Genomic DNA, 24741 nt, shown 5'->3' with positions numbered 1-24741 from the left:
AGCTACAAGCAACACGCCATAAGTAGCCGGCCCCACACCATCACAAGCAAACAGGAGACAAACCCATGCTTCGTGGACGCTTTACGCCTGCGCACGCCGCTCTCGCCTCAATCGCAGCTGCCGCACTGACCCTCAGCGCCGCCGCCTTCGCGCAAGTTCCGGCCGGCTACCCCGCCAGCTATGCCGACACCATTGCCGCCGCCAAGAAGGAAGGCAAGGTGGTGGTCTATGCGACGACCGACACCAAGGCCGCCGACCCGCTGATCAAGGATTTCGAGTCGCTCTACCCCGGCGTGAAGGTCGAGTACAACGACATGAACAGCAGCGAGTTGTACAACCGCTTCATCAGTGAGCAGGCTGCCGGCGGCGCCTCGGCTGACATGATGTGGAACTCGTCGATGGACTCGCAGCTCAAGCTGGCGCAGACCTACGCGATGAAGTACGACTCGCCGGAAGTGCCGAACGTGCCGAAGTGGGCTGTCTACAAAGGCCTGGCCTACGGCACGACGTACGAGCCCGCCGTGTTCCTGTACAACAAGCGCCTGATCAAGGATTCGGAAGTGCCGCAAACGCACGCCGATTTCGCCAAGTTGGTCGCCAGCCAACCCGAGCGCTTCAAGAACAAGGTCACGACGTACGACATCGAGAAGTCGGCCGTGGGCTTCATGATGGCTGCGCAGGACAATCTGGATTCGCCGCAGTACTTCGACTTCGTCAAGGCAGTGGGCCCGAACCTGGTGCTGCAGTCCTCGACCGGCACGATGATGGAGCGCGTGGCCTCGGGCGAAAACCTGGTGGCGTACAACATCCTCGGTTCTTACGCGATTGCGCGCGCCAAGAAGGATCCGTCGATCGGCATCGTCTATCCGAAGGACTACACGCTGGTGGTGTCGCGCGTGGCGATGATCGCCAAGAAGGCGAAGAACCCGAACGCGGCCAAGCTGTGGCTGGACTACATCCTGTCCAAGCGCGGCCAGGAAATCCTCGCCAACAAGTCGGATCTGCACTCGCTGCGGGACGACGTGACGGGCGAAGCCACCGCCGCCGGCCTGAAGAAGATTCTCGGCAACAGCATCAAGCCGATTCCGGTCGACGAATCGATCCTGGCGTTCCTGGAACCCAAGAAGCGTCTGGACTTCATCAAGCAATGGCGCACCGCCGCCGGCCGTTGATCTGAGATCTGATCCGCTGATCACCGGCACACCTCTCATCTGACCGACCTGCCGGCGCCATCCGTATCTGGCGCCGGTTCCTCCTGGAGGCACCATGCGTTCTCTAGCGCAAGACCGTGCCGCCGCTCGCCAAGCCACCCTCAAGCGCTCGCCCTGGACGCGTGTGGGACAGGCTTTGCCGCGCGGCGTGGTCATTCTGCTTACCGCGCTGGCGATTTTCACGCCGCTGGCGCTGATCTTCTACCAGAGCTTTCTGTCTGCGCCGTTCTTCATGCCCGACGCGCTGGCGGGGCTGGATGCGTATCGCTTCATCTTTACGGATTCGGACTTCTGGCACGCCTTCGAGAAATCCACCGCGCTCGCTTTCGGCCTGGCAGTGATCTCGGTACCGCTGGGCGGCATCCTGGCGTTCCTGATGGTGCGTTCCGACTTGCCCGGCCGCCGCATTCTCGAACCGCTGCTGATGATTCCGGTGTTCGTCTCGCCGATGGTGCTGGCGTTCGGCTACGTGGTGTCCGCCGGCCCGGTGGGCTTCTACACCGTGTGGTTCAAGAGCCTGTTTGGCGGTGCGCCGTGGAACGTGTATTCGTTCATCAGCATCATCATCATTGCGGGCCTGACGCATGTGCCTCACGTGTATCTGTATGTCTCGTCAGCGCTGCGCAGCCTCGGTTCGGATGTGGAAGAAGCCGCGCGTATCGCGGGGGCATCGCCGCTGTCGGTGGCGCTCAACGTGAGCCTGCCGATGGTGCGCCCCGCGCTGCTGTACGCAGCCGTGCTGGTGATCTTCCTGGGCTTCGAGGTCTTCGGCCTGGTGCTCGTGTTGGGCGATCCGGAAGGCCACCTGGTGCTCGCCACGTACCTGTACAAGCTGACCAACAAACTCGGCACGCCGGCCTATCACCTGATGGCAGCCGTGGCGGTCTGCCTGGTGATGGTGACGTTCCCGCTGGTGCTGCTGCAACGCTACATGCTGCGCTCGGCCAACCGCTTCGTCACCGTCAAGGGTAAGGTCACGCGCAGCCGCCCGCTGCCGCTGGGCTCGTGGCGCTGGCCGGCCTGGGCTGTCGTGGTGCTGTGGTTCTTCGTGACGGTGGTGGTGCCGCTGTCGGGCATCGCGCTGCGCGCCTTCGTATCGAACTGGGGTGAAGGGGTGTCGCTGGTGGAAGCGTTCTCGACCACCGCGTTCCAGCAGATCTTCGAGCAGCCGCAATTCCTGCGCGCGATGGTCAACACGGTACTGATTGGCGTGATCGGTGGCGCCATCGCCGTGGCTTGCTACACCTGCATCGGCCTGGCCATGCACCGCAAGCCGGATGGCTGGACGCGTTTCCTCGACTACAGCGTGCTGGTGCCCCGCGCCATTCCGGGTCTCCTGGCTGGCCTGGCGTTCCTGTGGGTGTTCCTGTTCGTGCCGAACTGGATCGAGACCGGCCTGACCGACAGCGGCCTGCCGTTCGCCAACTGGATCATCGAGAACGTCGTGCCGAGCCTGCGCGACCTGCGCAGCACGATCTTCAGCGTGTGGATCGCCTACACGGTCGTGTGGCTGGCTTATGGCCTGCGGCTGATCTCGGCCGCGCTGCTACAAGTCGGTCCGGAACTGGAAGAGGCGGCACGCTCGGTCGGCGCCACCCGCGCCCGCACCACGCGCGACGTGACGGTACCGCTCACGCGCTACGGCCTGCTCGGGGCGTGGCTGCTGATCTTCCTGATTTTCGAGCGCGAGTACTCGACCGGTGTGTATCTGCTGTCGCCGGGCACCGAGACGATCGGCTCGATGCTGGTTTCCCTGTGGGCGGGCGGCGCCATCGATATCGTTGCCGCGCTGTCCTTCGTCAATATCGTGCTGGTGGCCGTCGGCCTCGGCATCGCACTGCGTTTCGGAGTGAAGCTCCATGATTGAACTCACTGTCAACGACCTGCACCTGCAATACGGCAACAACCCGGTTCTCAAGGGTGTCTCGATGCAGCTGCAGAAGGGCGAGGTCGTCTCGCTGCTGGGCCCGTCGGGTTCGGGCAAGACCACGCTGCTGCGTGCTGTCGCCGGCCTCGAGCAAGCGAGCCAGGGCACTGTCCAGATCGGCGATCGCGTCATGTTCGACGGCGCCAAGAAGCTCGACGTGCCGGCCGAAGGGCGCAACCTGGGCCTGGTGTTCCAGTCGTACGCGCTGTGGCCGCACAAGACCGTGGCCGAGAACGTCGCCTACCCGCTCAAGCTGCGCAAGACGCCCTCCGCGCAGATCAAGGAACGCGTGCAGGCCGTGCTGCAGCAACTGGGCCTCGGCCACCTGGGCGAGCGTTTCCCGAGCCAGCTCTCCGGCGGCCAGCAGCAGCGTGTGGCGATCGCCCGCGCGCTGGTCTACAACCCGCCTGTGATACTGCTCGACGAGCCACTCTCGAACCTCGACGCCAAGCTGCGCGAAGAAGCCCGCGCCTTCCTGCGCGAGCTGATTGTGCGCCTGGGCCTCTCTGCACTGATGGTCACGCACGACCAGAGCGAAGCGATGGCCATGTCCGATCGCATCCTGCTGCTGAACAACGGCGTGATCGAACAGCAGGGCACGCCCGAGCAGATGTACGGCGCGCCCGAGACTCTCTTCACCGCCGAATTCATGGGCAGCAACAACCGCATCAATGGCAAGATCGCCGAAGTGCGTGACGGCATGGCGCGCCTGGTAGACGAGACGGGCGGCTGGTCTCTGTGGGGTGTGGCGCGCGGTGATCTGAAGCCGGGTGCATCGGCGCACGGCGTGATCCGCCTGGAACAGGTGCGCGTGGGCGTCGACAACGCCGACAACACCATCCACCTGCCGCTCGCAACGCGCATGTATCTGGGTGACCGCTGGGAATGCCTGTTCCGCGCCACCGACGACAGCGGCGCGACCGGCACAGGCCTGCGCGCCTACTCCGCCAGCGCACCGAGCGACGGCAAGTACGCGCTGACCTTCCCGCGCGAACAGTTTTGGCTGTACGCCGCTTGAAGCAACAAACGCAACAGCGGATTCATCGGCAACAAGAAAGGCAGCCTCGGCTGCCTTTTCTTCTTTGGCTGATACTGGATCGGCCCGTCAGTCTTTCACCACCGGCAGGTGCTCCGGATCGTTCTCCGGTGCCGTGGTGTTACGGATGAAGATTGCCGCCAAGATCAACCCCAGCTCGTACAGCAACCACAGCGGCACCGCCAGCAGCAACTGCGACATCACGTCCGGCGGCGTCACGACCGCGGCAATCACGAAGGCGCCCACCACCACGTATGGCCGCGCCTGTCGGAGCTTCTCCAGGCTCACGATGCCAAAGCGCACCAGCACCATCACCACCACAGGTACCTCGAAGGTGATGCCGAAAGCCAGGAAGGTGGTCATCGCAAAGCTCAGATACTTGTCGATGTCGGTCGACATCTCGGCCCCCAGGGGCGCGTTGTAGTGCGCCATCACCTTGAACACCGTCGGGAAGACCAGGAAATACGCAAATGCCACACCGCACAGGAACAGCACATAGGTGCTCACCACCAGCGGCATGATCATCCGCTTCTCGTGCGTGTACAGCCCCGGCGCTACAAAGCGCCAGATCTGGTACAGCACCCACGGCAGTGCGATCAGAAAGGCGGCCAGCAGCGTCACCTTCATCGGCACGAAGAACGAGCCGGTGACGTCCGTCACGATCATGTGACCGTTCTTGGGCAACGCCTGGATCAGCGGCCGCGAGAACAGGTTGAAAATATCCGGCGCCCAGTAGACCAGGCCCAGAAAGATCAGCAGCACGCCGGCACCCGCCTTGACGATGCGCTCGCGCAGCTCGACCAGGTGCGAAATGAAGGTTTCCTGCGCGCCGTCCTCGGGCGACTCTTGCGGATCGAGTGGAGCGGCACTCATGTCGGGTTGGAAAGGGGGAAGTCAGGACGCGACACCGCAGACACGGCTCGCGCCCGGAAGATCATTCGAAGAAGGAGCGCGCACGCGACTGTGCGGCAACGATGGGCGGACGATGACGCTTGACGCGTGCCGCACCCGATTGCGCCCACATGCGCACGCCCTGCTTCTGGCGGTACCACTTGGGCATCGAGAGCTGCTTGTTGCGCCAGCTGTTGCGACCGTTGCGCGACTTGCCCGGTGCCGGGCGCCAGTCGGGGGCGGAGGTCGCCGTGTGCGCGGGATCACCAAGCGCCTCGTTCAGGCGTTCGTTGATCTCGGTCGTGTGCTTGCTGACCTCCTGGTGGATGGTCTGCTCGACATTGCGCGCGGCCTGCTCGAAGTCGGTGCGCATCTTGCGCAGTTCCTCGAGCTCGATTTCGCGGCTGACCTCGGCCTTCACATCGGCGATGTAGCGCTGTGCGCGGCCAAGCAAGGCGCCAGCGGTACGCGCCACCTTGGGCAGACGCTCGGGCCCGATGACGACGAGCGCCACCATGCCAATCAGCGCCAGCTTGGAAATGCCGAGATCGATCATCGGTCAGCGGGGCGTCTGTGTTCAGCCTTGCTTGGACTTGTCGCGCGCTTCGACGTCGATCGTCGTCGCATCGTGCAACTCGCGCGGCGGCTGACCGGCGGTCTGTTGAGGCTGTTGCGAACCGGCGGGCTTGTCTTCCTGCCCTTCGCGCATGCCGTCCTTGAAGCCCTTCACGGCGCTGCCCAGATCCGAACCGATGTTGCGCAGCTTCTTCGTGCCGAAGACCATCATGATGATGACCAGCACGATCAGCCAGTGCCAAATGCTAAAGGAACCCATGTCCTACTCCCACGTAAATACGGCTGGTGGCGTCGCAACGGTGGCGACGCCATTGGTTGATTTTACGGATTTGCGTACATCGGCTTGCTGTCATTCAGATACAGCCAACCTTTCACAATACGATACAGCATCCAGATGCCCAGAGCCCACAGGACGGCAAAGCCGATGAACGCTACGGGAATGAGCAACACCCCGATCACACCCCACAATACGCACCACCAGAACGAACGGATTTGCCAACGAAAGTGCGACTCATACAGCGTGCCGCGCACATCGTCGCGCTTAACATACCCAACGATGATGGCAATCAATGCAGTGATACCGCCGGTCAGCCAAAAAATGGCGTAGAGCGCATACAAAATATGCGTGAGGCGACGCAGCCCGGCTAGGCGCTCCGCGTCGTCCGTCATCACCACTGCCGCTGCGTATTTGTCCACACTGCCTCCCTGCGACGATCCGTCACCGTAGTCAGTCCCCCGCTGCGTCGCGTGCCTGCAACTTGCGCAGCGCCTTCTCTTCCAGACCGGAAAGCCCCTCGCGGCGCGCCAGTTCGCCCACGACGTCATCCGGCGTGAGGTCGAAGTGCGACAGCAGCACCATGGTGTGGAACCACAGGTCGGCTACTTCGTAGACGACTTTGCTGCGCGCCTCGTCGGTCATGCCCGCGGCCCGAGCATCCTTGGCGGCCATGACGGTCTCGGTGGCCTCTTCGCCGATCTTTTTGAGGATGGCATCGTCGCCCTTGTTGAACAGGCGCGCGATGTAGCTCTTTTCCGGGTCACCGCCGTTGGCGAGCTTGCGGGATTCGAGCACCTCGCCCAGGCGGCGCAGGGTGTCACTCATGATTGTGGCCGGGCTTGCCGGCGTAAATGTCGTCGGGGTTCTTGAGCACCGGCTCGACGGTGTGCCAATCGCCGTCTTCCACATTGCCTTCGAACTTCTGGAAAAAGCACGCGTGGCGGCCAGTATGGCAGGCGATGCCGCCGATTTGTGTGACGCGGAGCAAGATCACGTCTTCATCGCAGTCGAGGCGGATCTCGTGCACCTTCTGGATGTGGCCGGACTCCTCGCCCTTGTGCCACAGGCGCTTGCGCGAGCGCGACCAGAACACGGCCTCGCCGCTTTCAACCGTCTTCTGCAGCGCCTCGCGGTTCATGAACGCGAACATCAGGACGTCATTGCTGCCCTGCTCCTGCACGATCACCGGCACCAGGCCGTTGTCGTCCCAGTGGACCTTGTTCAGCCACTTCTTGCTCATGATCCGATCCGTACTGGAATGCCTTGCTCTGCCATGAATTGCTTGGCCTGGCCAACGGTGTATTCGCCGTAGTGGAAGATGCTGGCGGCCAGCACCGCATCGGCGTGACCTCGCTGAATGCCGTCAGCCAGATGCTGCAGGTTGCCCACGCCGCCCGAGGCGATGACCGGCACCGGCACTGCGTCCGACACGGCGCGCGTGAGTTCCAGGTCGAAGCCGGCTTTCGTGCCGTCGCGGTCCATGCTGGTGAGCAGGATTTCGCCGGCGCCGCGCTGCGCCATTTCGCGCGCCCATGCCACGGCGTCCAGGCCCGTGCCTTTTCGGCCGCCGTGCGTGAAGACTTCCCAGCGCGGCGCTTCGCCTTCGGCCGACACCTTCTTGGCGTCGATAGCCACGACGATGCACTGCGCGCCATGGCGGGCACTGGCGTCCGACACGAGCTGCGGATTCGCCACCGCCGAGGAGTTCATGCTGATCTTGTCCGCACCGGCATTGAGCAGCCGTCGCACATCTTCCAGCGCACGCACACCGCCGCCCACCGTCAGCGGAATGAACACCTGCGACGCCACCGCTTCAATGATGCCCAGCATCAGGTCGCGGCCGTCCGACGTGGCGGTGATGTCGAGGAAGGTGATTTCGTCGGCGCCCTGCTCGTCGTAGCGGCGTGCGATTTCGACGGGGTCGCCGGCGTCGCGCAATTCGACGAAGTTGACGCCCTTGACCACCCGGCCGTTGGTCACGTCCAGGCAGGGGATGATTCGTTTGGCTAGCATGATGAGTCGGGCGCCGGAGCGCCCGTTGTGCACGGCTGGATCAACGATCAGGCCGCGCCGAGTTTGTCCGCGAGGGCTTGTGCTTCCTTGAAGTTCAGGTCGCCCGAATAGATGGCGCGACCGCAGATCACGCCTTCCACGCCATGCTCTTCGACCGCGCACAGGTGGTCGATGTCCTTGAGGTTCGACAAGCCGCCGCTGGCAATGACCGGAATTTTCACCGACTGTGCCAACTTGACGGTGGCATCGATGTTGATGCCCTGCAGCATGCCGTCGCGGCCGATGTCGGTGTAGATGATGCCTTCGACGCCGTAGTCTTCGTACTTCTTGGCGAGGTCCACGACTTCGTGGCCGGAGAGCTTGCTCCAGCCGTCGGTCGCGACCTTGCCGTCCTTGGCATCGAGCCCGACGATGATATGGCCGCCGAATGCCGTGCATGCGTCCCGCAGAAAGCCCGGGTCCTTGACCGCCGCCGTGCCGATGATCACGTACGACAAGCCGTCGTCGAGCCAGCGCTCGATGGTGCCCAGATCGCGGATGCCGCCGCCGAGTTGCACGGGGATCTCGTCGCCCACCTCGGCGAGGATGGCCTTGACGGCCGCCTCGTTACGCGGCTTGCCCGCGAAAGCGCCATTCAGATCGACAAGATGCAAGCGGCGCGCACCCTGCTCGACCCAATGCCGCGCCATGGCCGCGGGGTCTTCCGAGAATACGGTGGCTTGATCCATATCGCCTTGTTTGAGGCGCACACACTGACCGTCCTTCAGGTCGATGGCCGGGATGAGCAGCATAGTCGTAACGACAAAGTTGAGGGGGTGAGGTTAAACGGGCAAAAGGGATTCGGTCGCGACTGTGAGCCCGATTTCACGGGTTCCAGTGCACGAAGTTCCGGTAGATCTGCAGCCCGGCTTGCGCACTTTTTTCCGGGTGAAACTGTGTTGCAAAAATATTATCCCGGGCGATGGCGGAGGTAAACCGCACGCCGTATTCGGTCTCTCCGACCGATTCGTCGGCATTGGCGGGCCGCGCGTAGTAACTGTGCACGAAATAGAAGTAGCTCTGGTCCGGCACACCTTCCCAAAGGGCGTGGGCACGACTCTGGTGCACGCGGTTCCAGCCCATCTGAGGCACTTTGTACCGTGAACCGTCCGGCTGCAACTGGCCGTCCAGCTCAAAGCGGACCACATCGCCCTTGATGAGGCCCAACCCTTCCGTGTACGGCTGCCCGGGGCGCGCCTCGGTGCTGCGCTCGAGCAGCATCTGCTCGCCCACACATACGCCCAGCATCGGCTTGCTGCGCGATGCCTCCAGCACAGCATCGCGCAGGCCGGACTGGTCGAACGCGGCCATGCAGTCGGGCATGGCGCCCTGCCCTGGCAGCACCACACGGTCGGCCGAACGAATTTCATCCGCTTGCGCACTGATGCGCACATCGGCCTCCGGAGCAACGGCCATCAGGGCTTGCGCCACCGAGCGCAGATTGCCCATGCCGTAATCGACGATTGCGATCTTAGTCATGACTTCACTTAGGCCCTAAGTACGGGCAACAGGGTTTTCAGCCCGTCAACGATGAATTCCACGGCAAGCGCCGCCAGGATCAAGCCCATCAACCGCGTACCGACGTTGATGCCGGTGCGGCCGATCACACGGGCGATGGGCTCCGCCGCGCGCAACACAATCCAGACCACGCCCGCGATTGCCACGCCCACGCCGGCCAGAAGCAACAGCTCCCACCAGTGCTTGGTCTTTCCCGCATAGACGATCACGGTGCTGATCGAGCCGGGGCCCGTGAGCAGCGGAATCGCCAGCGGCACGACGGCAATGCTGGCCTTGGCGCCGGCCTCGTCCTCTTCCTCGGGCGTGGCCTTGGTGCGGCTGGTCTGCGCATTGAGCATGTTCAGCGCGATCATGATCATGATGATCCCGCCGCCGACCTGCAACGAGCCAACTGAGAACCCGAAAAAGCTGATGATCTGCTCGCCCAGCAACGCCGACAGGCCAATCACAATTGCCACCGAAATCGACGCAACCTTGATGGTGCGGCGCTTCTCCTCATCCGTCTGGCTCTCGGTCAGGCTGATGAAGAACGGGATCGCCCCGATCGGGTTGATCAGCGCGAGCAGCGAGAAGAAGCTTTTTGTCAGATCCATCGGATCGGCGGCCGGTTTCTGAGTCGGTAGGCGCGGCCAGGCCGACGCAGTGATTTACAGGGCGCCCTTGGTCGACGGAATCGTGCCGGCAGCGCGCGGATCGATCTCTACCGCCATGCGCAGCGCGCGGCCAAAGGCCTTGAACACGGTTTCGATCTGGTGGTGCGCGTTGACGCCGCGCAGGTTGTCGATATGCAGCGTCACGCCGGCATGGTTGACGAACCCGCGGAAGAATTCGATGGACAGGTCAACGTCAAAGTTGCCCACGCGTGCGCGCGTGAACGGCACGTGGAACTCCAGGCCCGGACGGCCCGAGAAGTCGATGACCACGCGCGACAGGGCCTCGTCCAGCGGTACGTAGCTGTGGCCGTAGCGCACGATGCCCTTCTTGTCGCCGATGGCCTTGGCGACGGCCTGGCCCAGCGTGATGCCGACGTCTTCCACGGTGTGGTGATCGTCGATATGGGTGTCGCCAGTGGCCGAGACGTCCAGGTCGACCATGCCATGTCGGGCGATCTGGTCGAGCATGTGGTCCAGGAAGGGGACGCCGGTGTTCAGCGTCTGCTTGCCCGTGCCGTCCAAATCAAGGGCGACGCGGATCTGCGTTTCAGAGGTGTTACGAGTGACCTCGGCACGGCGGCTCATGGGGCTTCCTGCATCGATGCGACAAAGGCATCGATAAATTGCGCGTTTTCTTCGGGATTGCTGACCGTCACGCGCAGACAGTTGGCCAGCAACGGGTGCATTTTACTGACGTTTTTAATCAGAATCCGCCGATTGAGCAGGCGCTCGAACAAGGTGGCGGCATTCGGCACGCGCAGCAGGATGAAATTCGCCGCGCTTGGGAACACCGTCACGCCCGGCTGAGCCGACAGCACATCGATCAGCTTGGTGCGCTCGGCACGCAGGGTCGCTGCCTGGGCATCCAGCACGTCCACGTGTTCGAGCATGAACTGGGCGGTCGCCTCGGTCAGCACATTCACGTTATACGGCGGGCGCACCTTGTCCAGCTCGGCGATCCACTTCGGGTGGCCGGCCACGTAGCCGAGGCGGATGCCGGCCAGGCCCAGCTTGGAGACGGTGCGCATCACCAGAAGATGATCGAAATCGCGCAGGCGCGGCATCCAGCTATGTTGCGCGAATGGCTGGTAGGCCTCGTCGACTACCACCAGGCTTTGGCACACCGGGCCACGTGCGGCACGGATGATCGCGTCCATGTCCGCCGCGTCGAACAGATTGCCCGTCGGGTTGTTCGGATACGCCAGGTAGATGACGGCGGGCTGGTGTTCGGCCATGGCCGCCAGCATCGCTTCACGGTCAAGCGTCAGGTCCGCCTTGAGCGGTACGCCGACAAAGTTCAAGCCCAGCAGCTGCGCCGACATCGCGTACATCACGAAACCCGGCACCGGCGCCAGCACGGTCGCGCCCGGCTTGGCCGCCGCAATGGCGATCAGGCTGATGATCTCGTCCGAACCATTGCCCAGCAGCACCTCGGCACCGGCCGGCACATGCATCACCTGCTTGAGCTGCGCCTTTAACGCGTCGGCCGTCGGCACCGGGTAGCGGTTGAGCGCGACTTCGGCCAGGCGCTTGCCCAGCGCGTCGCGCAGCATCGCCGGCAGCAGATATGGGTTTTCCATCGCGTCCAGCTTGACCATGCCGGTCGCGTCGGGCACGTGGTATGCGCCCATGGCGCGAACGTCGTCGCGCACGATGCGGGCGAGCAGGTCATCGAGAGAGGCTTGGGCCGGAGCTGTGGCGTTCATCGTCGTGCTGCAGGCGTTATTCGGAGGTTGGGCGTTGCAGGCGATATTCGGCGCTGCGGGCATGCGCCTGCAAGCCTTCGCCGTAGGCCAGTTCGGCAGCAATCTCGCCCAGCATCTGCGCGCCGGCTTCGCTCACCTCAATCAGGCTCGAGCGCTTGATGAAGTCGTACACGCCCAGCGGCGACGAGAAACGCGCCGTGCGCGAGGTGGGCAGCACATGGTTCGGGCCCGCGCAGTAATCGCCCAGCGACTCGCTGGTGTACTTGCCGAGGAAGATCGCACCGGCGTGGCGGATGCGCTCGGCCCACTGGCGCGGGTTCTCCGCCGAAATCTCCAGATGCTCCGGCGCGATGTCGTTGGCGATGTCGCACGCCTCTTCCATGTCGCGCACCTTGATGAGGGCACCCCGGCCCGACAGAGACTCGGCAATCACGCTTCGGCGGGGCATGTCTTCAAGCTGACGGTTGATGCTGGCTTCCACCTGCGCGATGAACTCGGCGTTCGGGCACAGCAGAATCGACTGAGCCAGCTCGTCGTGTTCGGCCTGCGAGAACAGGTCCATCGCCACCCAGTCCGGATCGGTCGTGCCATCGCAGATGACGAGGATTTCCGACGGGCCGGCAATCATGTCGATGCCCACCGTACCGAACACGCGGCGCTTGGCCGCCGCCACATAGGCATTGCCGGGGCCGACGATCTTGTCGACGGCGGGGACGGTCTCCGTGCCATAAGCCAGCGCACCCACGGCCTGTGCGCCGCCGATGGTGAACACGCGGTCCACCCCGGCGATGCAGGCCGCAGCCAGCACCAGCTCGTTGCGCACGCCACCGGGCGTGGGCACGACCATGATGATTTCCTTGACGCCGGCCACACGTGCCGGGATGGCGTTCATCAGCACCGACGACGGGTACGCAGCCTTGCCGCCCGGCACGTAGATGCCCACGCGATCGAGCGGCGTGACTTTCTGGCCGAGCACCGTGCCGTCGGCTTCGGCGTATTCCCAGCTGTGCGTGCCGCACTCGATCTTCTGCTTCTCGTGATACGCACGCACGCGGGCGGCAGCGGCTTCCAGCGCCGCGCGGCGCTTGGGCTCCAGGCCATCCAGCGCAGCTTGCAGCGTGGCCGGCGACAGTTCCAGCGCGGCCACGCTATCGGCTTCAATGCGGTCAAAGCGCTGCGTGGCTTCCAGCACAGCGGCGTCGCCGCGCGCCTTCACGTCGGCCAGGATCTGCGCGGCCGCCCGGTCAATGGCTTCGTCTTCGCTCGCCTCGAAAGCGAGCACCTGGCGCAGTTGCGCCGCGAATCCGGCTTCGGCCGAATCCAGCTTACGGATGGTCAGGCTCATGCGGGTTCCCCAGCACGCTCGTCCTGGGCGGAGGCGCGCTCGAAAGCGTCGAGGATGGGCGCCAGCCTGTCACGCTTGAGTTTCAGCGCAGCCTGGTTGACGACGAGTCGGGACGAGATCTGCACGATCTCTTCCACCTCGACAAGGTTGTTCGCACGCAGCGTGCCGCCTGTGCTGACCAGGTCAACGATGGCGTCAGCCAGGCCCACCAGCGGACCCAGCTCCATCGAGCCATACAGCTTGATCAGGTCGACGTGCACGCCCTTCTTGGCGAAGTGTTCGCGCGCGGTATTCAGATACTTCGTCGCCACCGACAGGCGCGCACCCTGGCGCACCGCGTTGGCGTAATCGAAGCCCTTGGGCACCGCCACCGACATGCGGCAGCGGGCGATGTTCAGATCGATGGGCGCATACAGGCCCGCCATGCCGTGCTCCATCAGCACATCTCGGCCGGCCACGCCGAAGTCCGCCGCCCCGTATTGCACGTAGGTCGGCACGTCGGAGGCGCGCACGATGATCACGCGCAGCGCCGGGTCCGACGTCGGCAGGATCAGCTTGCGCGAGGTTTCCGGATCTTCGGTCACCTCGATGCCGGCGGCCTTCAGCAACGGCAGCGTCTCTTCAAAGATGCGCCCTTTGGACAGCGCCAGCGTGAGCTGGTTGGAGGCGGACTGGAATGCGTTCATGGCCAGCGGGTTCCTTACCTTACGCTTGAATGCGGCGGATCTTGGCGCCGACAGCGGACAGCTTGTCCTCGATGCGGTCGTAGCCGCGGTCGAGGTGATAAATGCGGTCGACCAGCGTCTCGCCCTGCGCGATCAGCCCGGCGATGACAAGGCTGGCCGAGGCACGCAGGTCGGTCGCCATGACGGTCGCGCCCGACAACTGCTCGACGCCCGTCACCACGGCGGTCTTGCCATCGATCACGATATTGGCGCCCAGGCGGTTCAGTTCCTGCACGTGCATGAAGCGGTTTTCGAAGATGGTCTCCGTCACTGTGGCAGAGCCCTCGGCGATGGCGTTGAGCATCATGAACTGCGCCTGCATGTCGGTCGGGAACGCCGGGTATTCCGACGTGCGGAAGCTCACGGCCTTGGGGCGGCCCGTCATCTGCACGCGGATCCAGTCATCGCCCGTGGTGAGCGTCACGCCGGCTTCGCGCAGCTTGTCGAGCACGGCATCGAGAATGCCGGGCGGCACGGCGCGCAGCGTCACGTCGCCACCGGCCGCCGCCACAGCGCACAGGAACGTACCGGCTTCGATCCGATCGGCAATCACCGTGTGCGCAGCGCCGTGCAGCGCTTGAACGCCCTGGATGACGAGGCGGTCGGTGCCGATGCCCTCGATGCGCGCACCCATCTTCACGAGCAGATTGGCGAGGTCGGTCACCTCGGGCTCGCGCGCGGCGTTTTCCAGCACGGTTTCGCCGTCGGCAAGCGCGGCTGCCATCAGCAGGTTTTCCGTACCCGTGACCGTCACCATGTCGGTGACGATGCGCGCGCCGCGCAGACGCTTTGCGCCATCGGCAAGCTTGGCTTCAATGTAGCCGTGCTCGATGACGATCTCGGCGCCCATCAATTGCAGCCCCTTGATGTGCTGATCCACCGGACGCGCGCCGATGCCGCAACCGCCCGGCAGCGACACACGCGCATGGCCGAAGCGCGCCAGCAGCGGGCCAAGCACCAGGATCGACGCACGCATGGTCTTCACCAGGTCGTACGAAGCTTCGGGCGTGTGGATCGCCGCAGCGTCGAGCGTGAGGTTGTGACCGTCGAGCACGCCTTCCACGCCCATCTGGCGCAGCAGCTTGAGCATCGTGCGCACGTCCTGCAGGTTCGGCACGTTGCTCAGCGCCAGCGGCTCGGCCGTCAGCAGCGCGGCACACATGATGGGCAGCGCGGCGTTCTTGGCGCCAGACACGCGGATTTGGCCCGAGAGCGGGCCATTGCCTTCGATCAGCAGTTTGTCCATGAGCGAGACGTCTCGTCGATCACTTTGGGAGGGGCGCTCGGCGAGCGCAAGGTCGGAATCGGTTGAAACGGTAACCGGTGTGGGATCAAGCTCGGCCATCAGGACTGCCACTCCGCCGGGGTGAGCGTCTTCATGGACAGCGCGTGAATTTCGGCGCGCATCCGCTCACCCAGCGCGGCATAGACGAGCTGGTGACGCTGGATCAACCGCTTGCCTTCAAACTGCGCGCTGACGATGGTGGCAAAAAAGTGCTGGCCGTCGCCCTCGACTTCGAGGTGCTCGCACGGCAGGCCGGTTTCGATGTACTGCTTGACTTGTTCGGGTGTGGGCAACATAGCCATCCCTTCTCCTGCAAAACGTTAGGGTGAGCGTCGTTCGTTTTGTTATCGACGCATCAATGGCGCAGCTTGTAGCCCGTGCGCAGCATCTGCAGGGCCACTCCCCCCACTACGACCAGCGCGATCAGCATCACGCCGAGGCTCGTCGCCACCGGCACATCGGACACGCCGAAGAAGCCGTAGCGGAAGCCGTCGATCATGTAGAAGAACGGGTTGGCGTGGGACACCGCCTGCCAGAACGGCGGCAGTGAATGAATCGAATAGAACACGCCCGCCAGGAAGGTGGCCGGCACGATCAGAAAGTTCTGGAACGCCGCAAGCTGGTCGAATTTTTCAGCCCATATGCCAGCAATCAACCCCAGCGTGCCGAGCACGCTCGCGCCCAGCACGGCAAACACGATGATCCAGAGCGGCTGCGCGAAGTGCAGGTGCGCAAACAAGGTCGTCACGACAAGCACGCCCGTACCCACAGCGAGACCGCGAATGACGGACGCACACACGTAGGCACCGAACATCTCCCAATGCGACAGCGGCGGCAGCATGATGAACACCAGGTTGCCGGTGATCTTCGACTGGATGAGCGACGACGAGCTGTTTGCGAAGGCGTTCTGCAGCACGCTCATCATTACCAGACCAGGCACCAGAAAGGCGGTGTAGCTCAACTGGTCGAACACCTTGACGCGGTCCTCCAGCACGTGGCCGAAAATCAGCAGATAAAGCAGCGCGGTCAGCACCGGCGCGGCCACGGTCTGGAAGCTCACCTTCCAGAAGCGCAGCACTTCCTTGTACAGCAGCGTACGGAAACCGACCCAACGGCCCGGCATGCTCTCGGGAATGGCGTTCATGCGGCGGGCTCCAGCGCAGAATCAGGAATGGCAGGCGCCTGAGGCCCGAGGGGCAATCCGCCTTCGCGGCGCATGATCTGCACGAACACGTCTTCCAGATCGGCCTTGGCGACTTCCATATCGTCGATCTCGCATCCGGCAAGGCGGCACATGGAGAGAATCTGTTCGACCTCACCGTAGCCCGACAGGCGCAGACGGACGCCGCGCTCGCCGTGGTTGCCCGGCAGGCGCAGGCTTTCCAGCGATGCCGGCAGCGCGCCCTTCGCAAAGCTCAGCACCAATTGCAGCCCCGCAAATTGCGACAGCAGATTCGCCGTGCGATCGAGCGCCACCACCTCGCCAAACTTCAGCATGGCAATGCGGTCGCACAGGGATTCCGCCTCTTCCAGATAGTGCGTGGTCAGCACGACGGTGTGGCCCTCGCGATTCAGGCGCGAGATGAATTTCCACAGCGTCTGGCGCAACTCGACGTCCACACCGGCAGTCGGCTCGTCCAGCACGATCACGGGCGGGCGATGCACCAGCGCCTGCGCCACCAGCACGCGGCGCTTCATGCCGCCCGACAGCGCGCGCATGTTGGCGTCGGCCTTGTTGGTCAAGTCCAGATTGGCCATGACCTCGTCGATCCAGTCATCGTTTTTCGTCAGGCCGAAGTAGCCCGACTGCAGACGCAGCGTTTCGCGCACCGTGAAGAACGGATCGAACACCAGTTCCTGCGGCACCACGCCGAGCTTGCGGCGCGCAGTGCGGTAATCGGAGACGACGTCGTGGCCGAGCACGCGCACGCTGCCGGAATCGGCGCGATTCAGGCCCGCGAGGATGGAGATCAGCGTGGTCTTGCCCGCGCCGTTGGGGCCCAGCAGGCCGAAAAACTCGCCCTGCTCGACAGACAGGCTTACGCCCTTGAGCGCTTGCAACGACTTGTAGCGCTTGCGGACGTCAGCGATTTCGATGGCTTTCATGGCCGACAAAGTGAACTACCCTGCGCATCTCGTGACCGTCGATCGACAACACCATGACGGCCGCGGACGCCGCACACGGCGGCGGCAGAGCGACAAACCCAGAATTATAGGGGAACTGCACCAACTCACGGCGCCACAGCTGACGACGCCGAACCGCGAATGCCAGGGGCGCGCACGACCCTGGGCCGGAGCGCGGCATCGCGATGACGGGTTCGGAGCAATCACCCCGCGCCCGCACCGGACGCCGCCTCAATGTCGAGCGTGATGGTGCGCAGCAGGGGCAGGCGCGACGGCCAGCAGGGACTCCACGCCATACAGCGTGGCGAGATTGGACAGCGCTTGCGGAGCGCCTCCGATGTCGAGCGCGATACCGGCATCCTGGGCCGTGCGCTGCCAGGACAGCAGCACCGCCAGCGCAGACGAATCGACCTGCGACAAGCCCGCGCAATCGACGTGCAGCGCGGCAAGGCCAGCTTCGCGCGCTTGGCCGAGTAGAGCCTCGCCCTCGCGCAGAACGCGCGGCGCTTCGCGGTGAGTCAGCGGGCCGGACAAGGTCAACATGGTGGAAATGGATGCGTCAGAAAAAGAAACAGCGGCCAGAACTGACCGCTGTGTTGATTCTACCGGAAGGCTGCTTACTTCGCCGGGCCCTTCTCGAGCTGCATGTTGCGCTCGTTCAGGAAGCTCACCAGGCCGGCGACGCCGCCGCGCTTGCTGATGACCTCGGCAAACTGGTTCTTGTACGTCTCCGACAGCCAGAGGCCGCTGATGTTGATGTCGTACACCTTCCAGCCACCGGCCGTCTTTTCCAAACGGTAGTCCAGGGCCACTGGTTCGCCGTTGTTGTTCACGGTCGAACGCACCACCACGTCGGTGTCATCGGCAGCCGCACGGAACGGCTTGTACGAAACGGTCTGGTTCTTCACATTCGACAGCGCGCCGGCGTAAGTGCGGATGAGCAGCGTTTTGAAGCCTTCCTGGATCTGTTGCTGCTGCTCCGGCGACGCCTGGTTCCAGAAACGGCCCATGGCGATCTGCGTGGTGCGCTTGAAATCGGCGCGCGGCACGATCTTCTGGTCGACCAGCTGGTACACCTTGGTCATGTTGCCGCCACGCAGTTCCGGATCGCTCTTGATGGTGCTGAGCACGTCGTCCACAGCCGTCTTGACCGTGGCTTGTGCGTCGGCGTCCTGGGCGTGGACCGGCGCAGCTGCCACGGCAGCCGTCAGCGTGAGACCGGCGAGCAGGGAGCGGAGAAGCTTCTTCAACATATCGCGTCCTTATGGTGTGATTTTTGGGTCGCTTGCAGCGCATTCGCGGCAATCTTGTTGGCGATTAGAACAGACCGCCCGCAGCCAAGTTCGTGCGGGCCGGCCACTTTTACGCCTTGTCACCTTTGAGGCGACCTTGTTACGTGTACTGATCAGCGGCGGAACACCGGCCAGTTGGGGGTGAAGCGATGGTACGGCGAGACCGTCGCGTCACCGGTATCCGGCGACTTCGTGTTGTCCTGGTCTTCCGGCAGGTTGCCGTCATAGATCAGGTAGCGGCGGCGCTGCAGATAGGCATCGCGCAGGAAGGTGTACTTGTCGACCGCAGCCTGTTCGAACACATTGCTGGCCCCGAGCAGGTTCGCGCGCACGTCAACCACGCGCAACGCGGCTAGCGAGTAGGTGATCGCGCTGTCGTGCCAGTACGTGAGCGGGTCCATCTGCCAGTCGACCAGGAACCCCACGGTGTCACGTGCAGTGCTCGGGCCGAGCAGCGGCCACACGACGTACGGACCCGACGGCACACCCCATACGCCCAGCGTCTGGCCGAAGTCTTCCTTGTGCTTGGGCAGGCCGGCGTCCGACGCAATGTCGATCAGGCCACCCAGACCCAGCACGGTATTGATCGCCACGCGCATGGTGTCTTCCAGCGCGGCGGTGCCCTTCAATTGCAGCAGGTTGTTGACGGCCGAATAGACATCGCCCGCATTCGAGAAGAAATTCGACACCGCCGTGCGCGCTGGCGACGGCACCACATCGACATACGTTTGCGCAACTGGCTTCAGCACGCCCTTGTCGAGGTCTTCGTTGATGCGGAAGACTTCGCGGTTGAACGGTTCGATCGGGTCAGCCGGATTAGCATTCGGTCCCGTCGCACAGCCGGCCAGCAGGGTGGTGCCTGCAGCCAGAGCCAGCGCAATGCCGCGCAGCATACGGATGGATGTTGTTATTTTCATGGCTTATTGCTCCCGCTGCCCTCGGCCGGCTTGGCTCCGCCGGCACTGCCATTCGCGCTGCCGGCACCGGCATCCGCGGCCTTGCTATAGAGGAACTGGCTGATCAGGTTTTCCAGCACCACCGCCGACTGCGTCATGGTGATCTTGCTGCCGCTGGCAAGCATGACCGAGTCGCCACCCGGTTCAATGCCAATGTATTGCTCACCGAGCAGACCCGAGGTCAGGACCTTAGCCGAACTGTCTTTTGGAAACTGATAGCGCTGATCCATGTCGAGCACCGCGATGGCTTGGTAGCTCTTGTCATCGAACAGGATCTGCGACACACGGCCGACCACTACACCCGAACTCTTGACCGGCGCCCGCACCTTCAACCCGCCGATATTGTCGAAGGCCGCCTTCACCTGGTAAGTCTTGGCAAACGAGAACGAACTCATATTGCCCGCTTTGAGCGCCAGGAACAGCAGCGCAATGATGCCCACCAGAACGAACAGGCCGACCCAGAAATCGAGGACGCTTTTACGCATGATCTTTTCTCGTTGAACGCTAACGACAACCGGCCGCTCAGCTGAACATCAGTGCCGTCAGCACGAAATCCAGCGCCAGCACGGTGAGCGACGCGATCACCACCGTCCGGGTAGTCGCGCGCGAGACGCCTTCCGGCGTGGCCTTCGCCTCATAACCCTGATACAGCGCAATGAAGGTGACCGCCACACCAAACACGACACTCTTGATGACGCCGTTGAGCACGTCGTCCATGACATCCACGCCGGCCTGCATCTGCGACCAGAACGCTCCGGGGTCCACGCCAATCAGTCCGACCCCGACGAAGTATCCGCCCAGAATCCCCACCGCACTGAAAATCGCGGCCAGCAGCGGCATGGCGATGAAGCCCGCCCAGAAACGCGGCGCCAGCACGCGGGCCAGCGGATCGACCGCCATCATTTCCATGGCGATCAGCTGCTCGCCGGCTTTCATCAGGCCAATCTCGGCCGTGAGCGACGTACCGGCGCGACCGGCAAACAGCAGGGCCGTCACCACCGGCCCCAGCTCGCGCACCAGCGACAGCGCCACCAGCAAACCCAGCGCCTGCTCGGAGCCGTAGCGGTTAAGCGTGTTGTAGCCCTGCAAACCAAGCACGAAGCCAACAAACAGACCCGACACAGCAATGATGATGAACGAATCATTGCCGATGAAGCGCAGTTGCTCGATCACCAGGCGCGGGCGACGGAGCACGTCGCCCGAAGCGCCAATGAGCGAAATCAACGTGCGGGCGGCATAGCCGAAGCGGCTGATCAGCACCAGAACAAAGCGGCCGATGGTGGAAATCATCGTGCGCCTCCGCTCTTGCCCAGACCGAAGTCATCTGCCAGCGGTGCCCCGGGATAGTGGAACGGCACGGGACCGTCCGCCTCTCCGTGCACGAACTGACGGACGAACGGATCGGTCGATGCGGTCAGCTCAGCCGGCGTGCCTGCGGCAGCAATGCCACCGTTGGCAATGAAGTAGACGTAATCGGCAATGTGGAACGTCTCCTGCACGTCGTGCGAGACGATGATGCTGGTCGCGCCGAGCGCGTCGTTCAGCTTGCGGATGAGCGACGCCGTCAGGCCCAGCGAGATCGGGTCCAGCCCGGCGAACGGCTCGTCATAGAGGATGAGCGACGGATCCAGCGCAATCGCCCGCGCCAGCGCCACGCGCCGGGCCATGCCGCCGGAAATTTCCGAAGGCATCAGGTCGCGCGCACCGCGCAGGCCGACGGCGTTCAGCTTCATCAGCACCAGATCGCGGATGAGCAGTTCGGGCAGTTCGGTATGTTCGCGCAGTGGAAATGCCACATTGTCGAACACGGACAGATCGGTAAACAGCGCCCCAAACTGGAACAGCATGCCCATCTGGCGGCGCGCAGCGTACAGCGCGCGCTTGTCCATGGCGCCGATATCCTGGCCGTGCACGCGTACAGTGCCGGCGGCAGCGGCCACTTGGCCGCCAATCAACCGGAGAATCGTCGTCTTGCCGCAGCCCGAGCCGCCCATGACGGCCACCACGCTGCCCTTGGGCACGCGCATGCACAGGCCGGACAGGATGCGCCGCGCGCCTGGCTGATAGGCGAAATCGACCTGATCGAGTTCGACAACGGCGTTGGAAGGCTGGGTGGACACGGTGGAGATCGGTGCAGAGGGCTCGGCAGGTTGGCGGCTTCATGCTGCCGCATCTCGTTGTCTTGACTACCGCTGGCTCGCCAACAGACGCAGCTTCGCGCGGCCCGCCATTATAGGTGGAAACCCGCGTAGCCCGTCAGTCACGCCATGCTTACCGACAGTTTGTGTGGCTTGTTCGCCGCGCTGGGGGTTTCCGGGTCTTGCGGGCTGCTGAAAGTGGTGCACCTGCGAAGCTGGCGTTGGCACCTGCGGCGACAGCGGGAGCAGCCTATTCGCCGCTATCCAGCCGTAGATCGGCTTGGCGAATCACCCCCTGCCAGTGCGTCGCGTCACTGCGCACGGTCTGGGCGAACGTGTCGGGGGCATCCCATTCGGGTTCAAAGCCGCCGGCACGCAGCGTAGCGTGGACATCACCTGAAGCGACGGCGCGCCGCAATTCGGCCGCCGCGCGCATCGAGAAAGGCCGGGGTGTGCGCGCCGGCATGAAGGTGCCGATCCAGGCGCTGCGATCGAATCCGGCGAGACCGCCTTCGCGCAGGGTCGGCACAGCGGGCGCGAAACGCGAGCGAGCCCCGCCCGTCACCCCGAGCAACCGTAGCTGGCCGTTGGCCGCGGCGGCCGCCACACTCGGATAGCAGGCGAAACACGCCGTCATGCGCCCAGCCAGGATCTGTTGCACGAGCCCTGCTTCACCGCGGACGACCACATGCGGTGCATGGAAAGCGTAGTCGCGCACAAACTGCTCGGCGACAAGGTGCGACCACGTGCCGACGATATCCGAGCCGCAATTGACCGTGACGGACTCACCGCGCGCCTGCGCGAGCAGATCGGTCACGGAATGGATCGGCAGGCGCGCATCGACCGCGAGAAACAGGGGCAGCGTGGCCACCATCGCGACCGGCTGGAAATCGCGCAGCGGGTCATATGACGCCGGCTCGAGCGCGGGCTGGGCGACGAACGTGGTCTGCTGGAGCAGCAACGTGTGGCCATCGGAGGGCGCGCGGGCGACGGCCTCGCCGGCGGCCATGCCATTGGCTGCCGGGCGATCTTCGACGCCCACCTCGCGGCCGACCTGCTGCTGCAGTTGCGTCGCGAGTGCGCGCGCCAGTGCATCGAATGCGCTGCCTTCCGCCGCCGGCACGACCAGACGCAGCGGTTGCGACGGATACCCTTGCAGCAAAGCACGCGCGGGCGACGCCAGCATCGCCGGCAGCACGCCAAGCCACGCAAGCGCTCGCCGCCGCTGCCGATCCAGCACATCGGGCGCGTGGGGCACATCTGCACGCACATTGCGGGCGCGAGGTCGCATGAGGCAGTTGGGGATCACGGGGAGATCTCATTCTAGAAATCCGCCTGTCCGCACTGCACTCATGTAAACCATGTCGACGTAAACCATGAGGCATGACGCTCGCGCCACAGCAAACGCGCCACAGCAAACGCGGCACAAACAAAAAGGCCCGCCGAGGCAGGCGGGCCTGAGTCAAACGGTCAACCGCGTGGTCAGCGCGGCAGTTCCGAATGACCCATGAGAAACGCATCAACCGAGCGGGCAGCCTGGCGGCCTTCCCGGATCGCCCACACGACGAGCGACTGGCCGCGGCGCACATCGCCGGCAGCGAACACCTTCGGCACGTTGGTGGCGTAGGCGTTGTCGCCTTCGGTGGCGGCACGCGCGTTGTTGCGCGCGTCCTTTGTCACGCCAAAGGCATCCAGCACACCACCGACCGGGTTGGTAAAGCCCATCGCCAACAGAACCAGATCGGCCTTGAGGGTGAATTCGCTGCCCGCGACCTCGACCATCTTGCCGTCCTTCCACTCCAGGCGCACGGCGGTGAGGCCCGTCACGCGGCCGTTCTCGCCGATGAGCGCCTTGGTTGCGACCGACCAGTCGCGCTCGCAGCCTTCATCATGCGACGACGACGTGCGCAGCTTGATCGGCCAGTACGGCCACACCAGCGGCTTGTTCTCTTCTTCGGGCGGACGCGGCAGCAGTTCGAACTGCGTGACCGATGCGGCGCCATGGCGGTTGGACGTGCCAACGCAGTCCGAACCCGTGTCGCCGCCGCCGATCACGATGACGTGCTTGCCGTCGGCGCGGATCGGGTTGGGCGCGTCGCCGGCCACTTCCTTGTTCTGCGGGATCAGAAATTCGAGCGCGTAATGCACGCCGTCCAGGTCACGGCCCGGCACTGGCAGATCGCGCGGCACTTCCGATCCGCCCGTCAGCACGACGGCGTCGAATTGCTTGAGGATGTCTTCCGCGGCGATGGTCTCGCGTGCGTCGTTGGTGATGCCGGCCGGAACCGTCTTGTCACCCACCATCACGCCAGTGCGGAACGTCACGCCCTCGGCTTCCATCTGCTGCATGCGGCGGTCGATCTGCGCCTTCTCCAGCTTGAAGTCGGGGATACCGTAGCGCAGTAGGCCGCCGATGCGATCGTTCTTTTCGAACAGCGTCACGTCGTGGCCAGCGCGTGCCAGCTGCTGCGCAGCGGCCATACCAGCCGGGCCCGAACCGACCACGGCCACGGCCTTGCCGGTCTTGTGCTTGGGCACTTGCGGCGCGACCCAGCCTTCTTTCCAGGCCTTGTCGATGATCGCGTGCTCGATCGACTTGATACCGACCGGCAGTTCATTAATGCCCAGCGTGCAAGCCGCCTCGCACGGTGCCGGGCAGATGCGGCCCGTGAACTCGGGGAAGTTGTTGGTCGAGTGCAGCACTTCAATCGCGGTCTTCCAGTCCTGGCGATACACCAGGTCGTTGAAGTCCGGGATGATGTTGTTGACGGGGCAGCCGTTGTTGCAGAACGGAATGCCGCAGTCCATGCAGCGTGCGCCCTGGATCTTGGCTTCGTTGTCCGCCAGTGCGAACACGAATTCCTTGTAATGCTTCACACGCGCTTCGGGCGCTTCGTATGCCTCGTTCTGGCGGGGAAATTCGAGAAAACCGGTCGCCTTGCCCATGGTGTCCTTCCTGACCCGATGCTGCTCTGCCGGCACAGTCGTACCAGCCAGGCAGTCGGGCCTGTCTTGTGAGGTTGCGTTGT

The 24741-nt window shown here is 64.0% G+C and carries 29 protein-coding genes; 3 read left to right on the top strand and 26 right to left on the bottom strand.

Features of this window, described 5'->3' with window-relative positions; all coding sequences use genetic code 11:
- Window positions 1-65: 65 nt before the first annotated feature.
- The 3 genes from ACUXH0_RS21815 (at window position 66) to ACUXH0_RS21805 (ending at window position 4156) form a co-directional block, all read left to right on the top strand.
- Window positions 66-1172 carry an ABC transporter substrate-binding protein gene (locus ACUXH0_RS21815; protein ID WP_004634626.1) on the top strand — a complete coding sequence of 369 codons (1107 nt, stop codon included), beginning with the start codon at window positions 66-68 and terminating at the stop codon, window positions 1170-1172.
- Window positions 1173-1266: 94 nt separating this feature from the next.
- On the top strand, window positions 1267-3078 hold the full coding sequence (locus ACUXH0_RS21810; protein ID WP_012436558.1) for an ABC transporter permease: 1812 nt from the start codon (window positions 1267-1269) through the stop codon (window positions 3076-3078).
- Window positions 3071-4156 carry an ABC transporter ATP-binding protein gene (locus tag ACUXH0_RS21805; protein WP_012436559.1) on the top strand — a complete coding sequence of 362 codons (1086 nt, stop codon included), beginning with the start codon at window positions 3071-3073 and terminating at the stop codon, window positions 4154-4156. Before ACUXH0_RS21810 ends, ACUXH0_RS21805 begins: the two co-directional genes overlap by 8 nt.
- 87 nt (window positions 4157-4243) lie before the next feature.
- Here ACUXH0_RS21805 and tatC read toward each other — a convergent pair whose 3' ends face one another.
- The 26 genes from tatC to ACUXH0_RS21675 all read right to left on the bottom strand — a co-directional run bounded on the left by tatC (window position 4244) and on the right by ACUXH0_RS21675 (window position 24658).
- Entirely contained in the window at window positions 4244-5047 is an 804-nt protein-coding gene (gene tatC / locus ACUXH0_RS21800; RefSeq protein ID WP_004634621.1) for a twin-arginine translocase subunit TatC, read from the bottom strand.
- Window positions 5048-5108: 61 nt separating this feature from the next.
- Window positions 5109-5621 (bottom strand): Sec-independent protein translocase protein TatB, encoded by a 513-nt coding sequence (gene tatB / locus ACUXH0_RS21795; protein ID WP_004634619.1) that lies wholly within the window; start codon window positions 5619-5621, stop codon window positions 5109-5111.
- 21 nt (window positions 5622-5642) lie between these two features.
- Window positions 5643-5900: a Sec-independent protein translocase subunit TatA gene (gene tatA, locus ACUXH0_RS21790; protein ID WP_004634617.1), complete on the bottom strand. Its 258-nt coding sequence runs from the start codon at window positions 5898-5900 to the stop codon at window positions 5643-5645.
- A gap of 62 nt (window positions 5901-5962) precedes the next feature.
- Window positions 5963-6337 (bottom strand): DUF4870 family protein, encoded by a 375-nt coding sequence (locus ACUXH0_RS21785; protein ID WP_004634615.1) that lies wholly within the window; start codon window positions 6335-6337, stop codon window positions 5963-5965.
- Window positions 6338-6368: 31 nt separating this feature from the next.
- Complete coding sequence (locus ACUXH0_RS21780) at window positions 6369-6743, bottom strand: phosphoribosyl-ATP diphosphatase (RefSeq protein WP_004634613.1); 375 nt, start codon at window positions 6741-6743, stop codon at window positions 6369-6371.
- Complete coding sequence (hisI, locus tag ACUXH0_RS21775) at window positions 6736-7158, bottom strand: phosphoribosyl-AMP cyclohydrolase (RefSeq protein WP_004634611.1); 423 nt, start codon at window positions 7156-7158, stop codon at window positions 6736-6738. The genes ACUXH0_RS21780 and hisI overlap by 8 nt, the downstream gene beginning before the upstream one ends.
- A complete protein-coding gene (gene hisF / locus ACUXH0_RS21770) occupies window positions 7155-7931 on the bottom strand; it encodes an imidazole glycerol phosphate synthase subunit HisF (protein WP_004634609.1) in 777 nt (258 codons plus the stop codon). Before hisF ends, hisI begins: the two co-directional genes overlap by 4 nt.
- Window positions 7932-7978: 47 nt before the next feature.
- Window positions 7979-8722, bottom strand: coding sequence for a 1-(5-phosphoribosyl)-5-[(5-phosphoribosylamino)methylideneamino]imidazole-4-carboxamide isomerase (gene hisA / locus ACUXH0_RS21765; RefSeq protein WP_004634607.1), 744 nt, complete (start codon window positions 8720-8722; stop codon window positions 7979-7981).
- Between the two features lie 73 nt (window positions 8723-8795).
- Window positions 8796-9449, bottom strand: coding sequence for an imidazole glycerol phosphate synthase subunit HisH (gene hisH, locus ACUXH0_RS21760; protein ID WP_004634605.1), 654 nt, complete (start codon window positions 9447-9449; stop codon window positions 8796-8798).
- Between the two features lie 8 nt (window positions 9450-9457).
- The gene (locus tag ACUXH0_RS21755) at window positions 9458-10081 is read right to left on the bottom strand and encodes a MarC family protein (RefSeq protein WP_012436560.1); all 624 of its coding nucleotides are present in this window, start codon (window positions 10079-10081) and stop codon (window positions 9458-9460) included.
- Between the two features lie 54 nt (window positions 10082-10135).
- Window positions 10136-10726, bottom strand: a complete 591-nt coding sequence (gene hisB / locus ACUXH0_RS21750; protein WP_004634601.1) for an imidazoleglycerol-phosphate dehydratase HisB — start codon at window positions 10724-10726, stop codon at window positions 10136-10138.
- Entirely contained in the window at window positions 10723-11847 is a 1125-nt protein-coding gene (gene hisC / locus ACUXH0_RS21745) for a histidinol-phosphate transaminase (protein WP_004634599.1), read from the bottom strand. The genes hisB and hisC overlap by 4 nt, the downstream gene beginning before the upstream one ends.
- A 16-nt stretch (window positions 11848-11863) precedes the next feature.
- The gene (gene hisD / locus ACUXH0_RS21740; protein WP_004634596.1) at window positions 11864-13192 is read right to left on the bottom strand and encodes a histidinol dehydrogenase; all 1329 of its coding nucleotides are present in this window, start codon (window positions 13190-13192) and stop codon (window positions 11864-11866) included.
- A complete protein-coding gene (gene hisG, locus ACUXH0_RS21735; RefSeq protein ID WP_004634593.1) occupies window positions 13189-13878 on the bottom strand; it encodes an ATP phosphoribosyltransferase in 690 nt (229 codons plus the stop codon). The genes hisD and hisG overlap by 4 nt, the downstream gene beginning before the upstream one ends.
- Window positions 13879-13897: 19 nt before the next feature.
- Complete coding sequence (gene murA, locus ACUXH0_RS21730; protein WP_041672601.1) at window positions 13898-15163, bottom strand: UDP-N-acetylglucosamine 1-carboxyvinyltransferase; 1266 nt, start codon at window positions 15161-15163, stop codon at window positions 13898-13900.
- Between the two features lie 98 nt (window positions 15164-15261).
- A complete protein-coding gene (locus ACUXH0_RS21725; protein ID WP_024542178.1) occupies window positions 15262-15498 on the bottom strand; it encodes a BolA family protein in 237 nt (78 codons plus the stop codon).
- Window positions 15499-15557: 59 nt separating this feature from the next.
- A complete protein-coding gene (locus ACUXH0_RS21720) occupies window positions 15558-16346 on the bottom strand; it encodes an ABC transporter permease (RefSeq protein ID WP_004634587.1) in 789 nt (262 codons plus the stop codon).
- A complete protein-coding gene (locus tag ACUXH0_RS21715; protein WP_004634585.1) occupies window positions 16343-17308 on the bottom strand; it encodes an ABC transporter ATP-binding protein in 966 nt (321 codons plus the stop codon). The genes ACUXH0_RS21720 and ACUXH0_RS21715 overlap by 4 nt, the downstream gene beginning before the upstream one ends.
- A gap of 249 nt (window positions 17309-17557) precedes the next feature.
- The gene (locus tag ACUXH0_RS21710; RefSeq protein ID WP_012436562.1) at window positions 17558-17869 is read right to left on the bottom strand and encodes an STAS domain-containing protein; all 312 of its coding nucleotides are present in this window, start codon (window positions 17867-17869) and stop codon (window positions 17558-17560) included.
- Between the two features lie 74 nt (window positions 17870-17943).
- Window positions 17944-18579 (bottom strand): MlaC/ttg2D family ABC transporter substrate-binding protein, encoded by a 636-nt coding sequence (locus ACUXH0_RS21705; protein ID WP_024542179.1) that lies wholly within the window; start codon window positions 18577-18579, stop codon window positions 17944-17946.
- A gap of 152 nt (window positions 18580-18731) precedes the next feature.
- A complete protein-coding gene (locus ACUXH0_RS21700) occupies window positions 18732-19535 on the bottom strand; it encodes an MlaA family lipoprotein (RefSeq protein WP_182594620.1) in 804 nt (267 codons plus the stop codon).
- Complete coding sequence (mlaD, locus tag ACUXH0_RS21695; RefSeq protein WP_004634577.1) at window positions 19532-20059, bottom strand: outer membrane lipid asymmetry maintenance protein MlaD; 528 nt, start codon at window positions 20057-20059, stop codon at window positions 19532-19534. The genes ACUXH0_RS21700 and mlaD overlap by 4 nt, the downstream gene beginning before the upstream one ends.
- Window positions 20060-20096: 37 nt before the next feature.
- Window positions 20097-20864 (bottom strand): lipid asymmetry maintenance ABC transporter permease subunit MlaE, encoded by a 768-nt coding sequence (gene mlaE / locus ACUXH0_RS21690; RefSeq protein WP_004634575.1) that lies wholly within the window; start codon window positions 20862-20864, stop codon window positions 20097-20099.
- On the bottom strand, window positions 20861-21694 hold the full coding sequence (locus tag ACUXH0_RS21685) for an ABC transporter ATP-binding protein (protein WP_004634573.1): 834 nt from the start codon (window positions 21692-21694) through the stop codon (window positions 20861-20863). The genes mlaE and ACUXH0_RS21685 overlap by 4 nt, the downstream gene beginning before the upstream one ends.
- Before the next feature lie 268 nt (window positions 21695-21962).
- The gene (locus ACUXH0_RS21680) at window positions 21963-23003 is read right to left on the bottom strand and encodes a Bug family tripartite tricarboxylate transporter substrate binding protein (RefSeq protein ID WP_004634571.1); all 1041 of its coding nucleotides are present in this window, start codon (window positions 23001-23003) and stop codon (window positions 21963-21965) included.
- A gap of 191 nt (window positions 23004-23194) precedes the next feature.
- The gene (locus ACUXH0_RS21675; RefSeq protein ID WP_182594621.1) at window positions 23195-24658 is read right to left on the bottom strand and encodes a glutamate synthase subunit beta; all 1464 of its coding nucleotides are present in this window, start codon (window positions 24656-24658) and stop codon (window positions 23195-23197) included.
- Between the last annotated feature and the right edge of the window lie 83 nt (window positions 24659-24741).

The sequence above is a fragment of the Ralstonia sp. 110700041-2 genome, assembly GCF_056280165.1.
Note: the sequence above shows the minus strand (reverse complement) of the source record. Positions and strands in the feature narration are given on the sequence as shown.

What these genes read in the sequence shown, in the direction of transcription:
- ACUXH0_RS21815 (WP_004634626.1), top strand. Translation starts at nt 66, where the DNA reads ATGCTTCGTGGACGCTTTACGCCTGCGCACGCCGCTCTCGCCTCAATC.
- ACUXH0_RS21810 (WP_012436558.1), top strand. Translation starts at nt 1,267, where the DNA reads ATGCGTTCTCTAGCGCAAGACCGTGCCGCCGCTCGCCAAGCCACCCTC.
- ACUXH0_RS21805 (WP_012436559.1), top strand. Translation starts at nt 3,071, where the DNA reads ATGATTGAACTCACTGTCAACGACCTGCACCTGCAATACGGCAACAAC.
- tatC (WP_004634621.1), bottom strand. Translation starts at nt 5,047, where the DNA reads ATGAGTGCCGCTCCACTCGATCCGCAAGAGTCGCCCGAGGACGGCGCG.
- tatB (WP_004634619.1), bottom strand. Translation starts at nt 5,621, where the DNA reads ATGATCGATCTCGGCATTTCCAAGCTGGCGCTGATTGGCATGGTGGCG.
- tatA (WP_004634617.1), bottom strand. Translation starts at nt 5,900, where the DNA reads ATGGGTTCCTTTAGCATTTGGCACTGGCTGATCGTGCTGGTCATCATC.
- ACUXH0_RS21780 (WP_004634613.1), bottom strand. Translation starts at nt 6,743, where the DNA reads ATGAGTGACACCCTGCGCCGCCTGGGCGAGGTGCTCGAATCCCGCAAG.
- hisI (WP_004634611.1), bottom strand. Translation starts at nt 7,158, where the DNA reads ATGAGCAAGAAGTGGCTGAACAAGGTCCACTGGGACGACAACGGCCTG.
- hisF (WP_004634609.1), bottom strand. Translation starts at nt 7,931, where the DNA reads ATGCTAGCCAAACGAATCATCCCCTGCCTGGACGTGACCAACGGCCGG.
- hisA (WP_004634607.1), bottom strand. Translation starts at nt 8,722, where the DNA reads ATGCTGCTCATCCCGGCCATCGACCTGAAGGACGGTCAGTGTGTGCGC.
- hisH (WP_004634605.1), bottom strand. Translation starts at nt 9,449, where the DNA reads ATGACTAAGATCGCAATCGTCGATTACGGCATGGGCAATCTGCGCTCG.
- ACUXH0_RS21755 (WP_012436560.1), bottom strand. Translation starts at nt 10,081, where the DNA reads ATGGATCTGACAAAAAGCTTCTTCTCGCTGCTCGCGCTGATCAACCCG.
- hisB (WP_004634601.1), bottom strand. Translation starts at nt 10,726, where the DNA reads ATGAGCCGCCGTGCCGAGGTCACTCGTAACACCTCTGAAACGCAGATC.
- hisC (WP_004634599.1), bottom strand. Translation starts at nt 11,847, where the DNA reads ATGAACGCCACAGCTCCGGCCCAAGCCTCTCTCGATGACCTGCTCGCC.
- hisD (WP_004634596.1), bottom strand. Translation starts at nt 13,192, where the DNA reads ATGAGCCTGACCATCCGTAAGCTGGATTCGGCCGAAGCCGGATTCGCG.
- hisG (WP_004634593.1), bottom strand. Translation starts at nt 13,878, where the DNA reads ATGAACGCATTCCAGTCCGCCTCCAACCAGCTCACGCTGGCGCTGTCC.
- murA (WP_041672601.1), bottom strand. Translation starts at nt 15,163, where the DNA reads ATGGACAAACTGCTGATCGAAGGCAATGGCCCGCTCTCGGGCCAAATC.
- ACUXH0_RS21725 (WP_024542178.1), bottom strand. Translation starts at nt 15,498, where the DNA reads ATGTTGCCCACACCCGAACAAGTCAAGCAGTACATCGAAACCGGCCTG.
- ACUXH0_RS21720 (WP_004634587.1), bottom strand. Translation starts at nt 16,346, where the DNA reads ATGAACGCCATTCCCGAGAGCATGCCGGGCCGTTGGGTCGGTTTCCGT.
- ACUXH0_RS21715 (WP_004634585.1), bottom strand. Translation starts at nt 17,308, where the DNA reads ATGAAAGCCATCGAAATCGCTGACGTCCGCAAGCGCTACAAGTCGTTG.
- ACUXH0_RS21710 (WP_012436562.1), bottom strand. Translation starts at nt 17,869, where the DNA reads ATGTTGACCTTGTCCGGCCCGCTGACTCACCGCGAAGCGCCGCGCGTT.
- ACUXH0_RS21705 (WP_024542179.1), bottom strand. Translation starts at nt 18,579, where the DNA reads ATGTTGAAGAAGCTTCTCCGCTCCCTGCTCGCCGGTCTCACGCTGACG.
- ACUXH0_RS21700 (WP_182594620.1), bottom strand. Translation starts at nt 19,535, where the DNA reads ATGAAAATAACAACATCCATCCGTATGCTGCGCGGCATTGCGCTGGCT.
- mlaD (WP_004634577.1), bottom strand. Translation starts at nt 20,059, where the DNA reads ATGCGTAAAAGCGTCCTCGATTTCTGGGTCGGCCTGTTCGTTCTGGTG.
- mlaE (WP_004634575.1), bottom strand. Translation starts at nt 20,864, where the DNA reads ATGATTTCCACCATCGGCCGCTTTGTTCTGGTGCTGATCAGCCGCTTC.
- ACUXH0_RS21680 (WP_004634571.1), bottom strand. Translation starts at nt 23,003, where the DNA reads ATGCGACCTCGCGCCCGCAATGTGCGTGCAGATGTGCCCCACGCGCCC.
- ACUXH0_RS21675 (WP_182594621.1), bottom strand. Translation starts at nt 24,658, where the DNA reads ATGGGCAAGGCGACCGGTTTTCTCGAATTTCCCCGCCAGAACGAGGCA.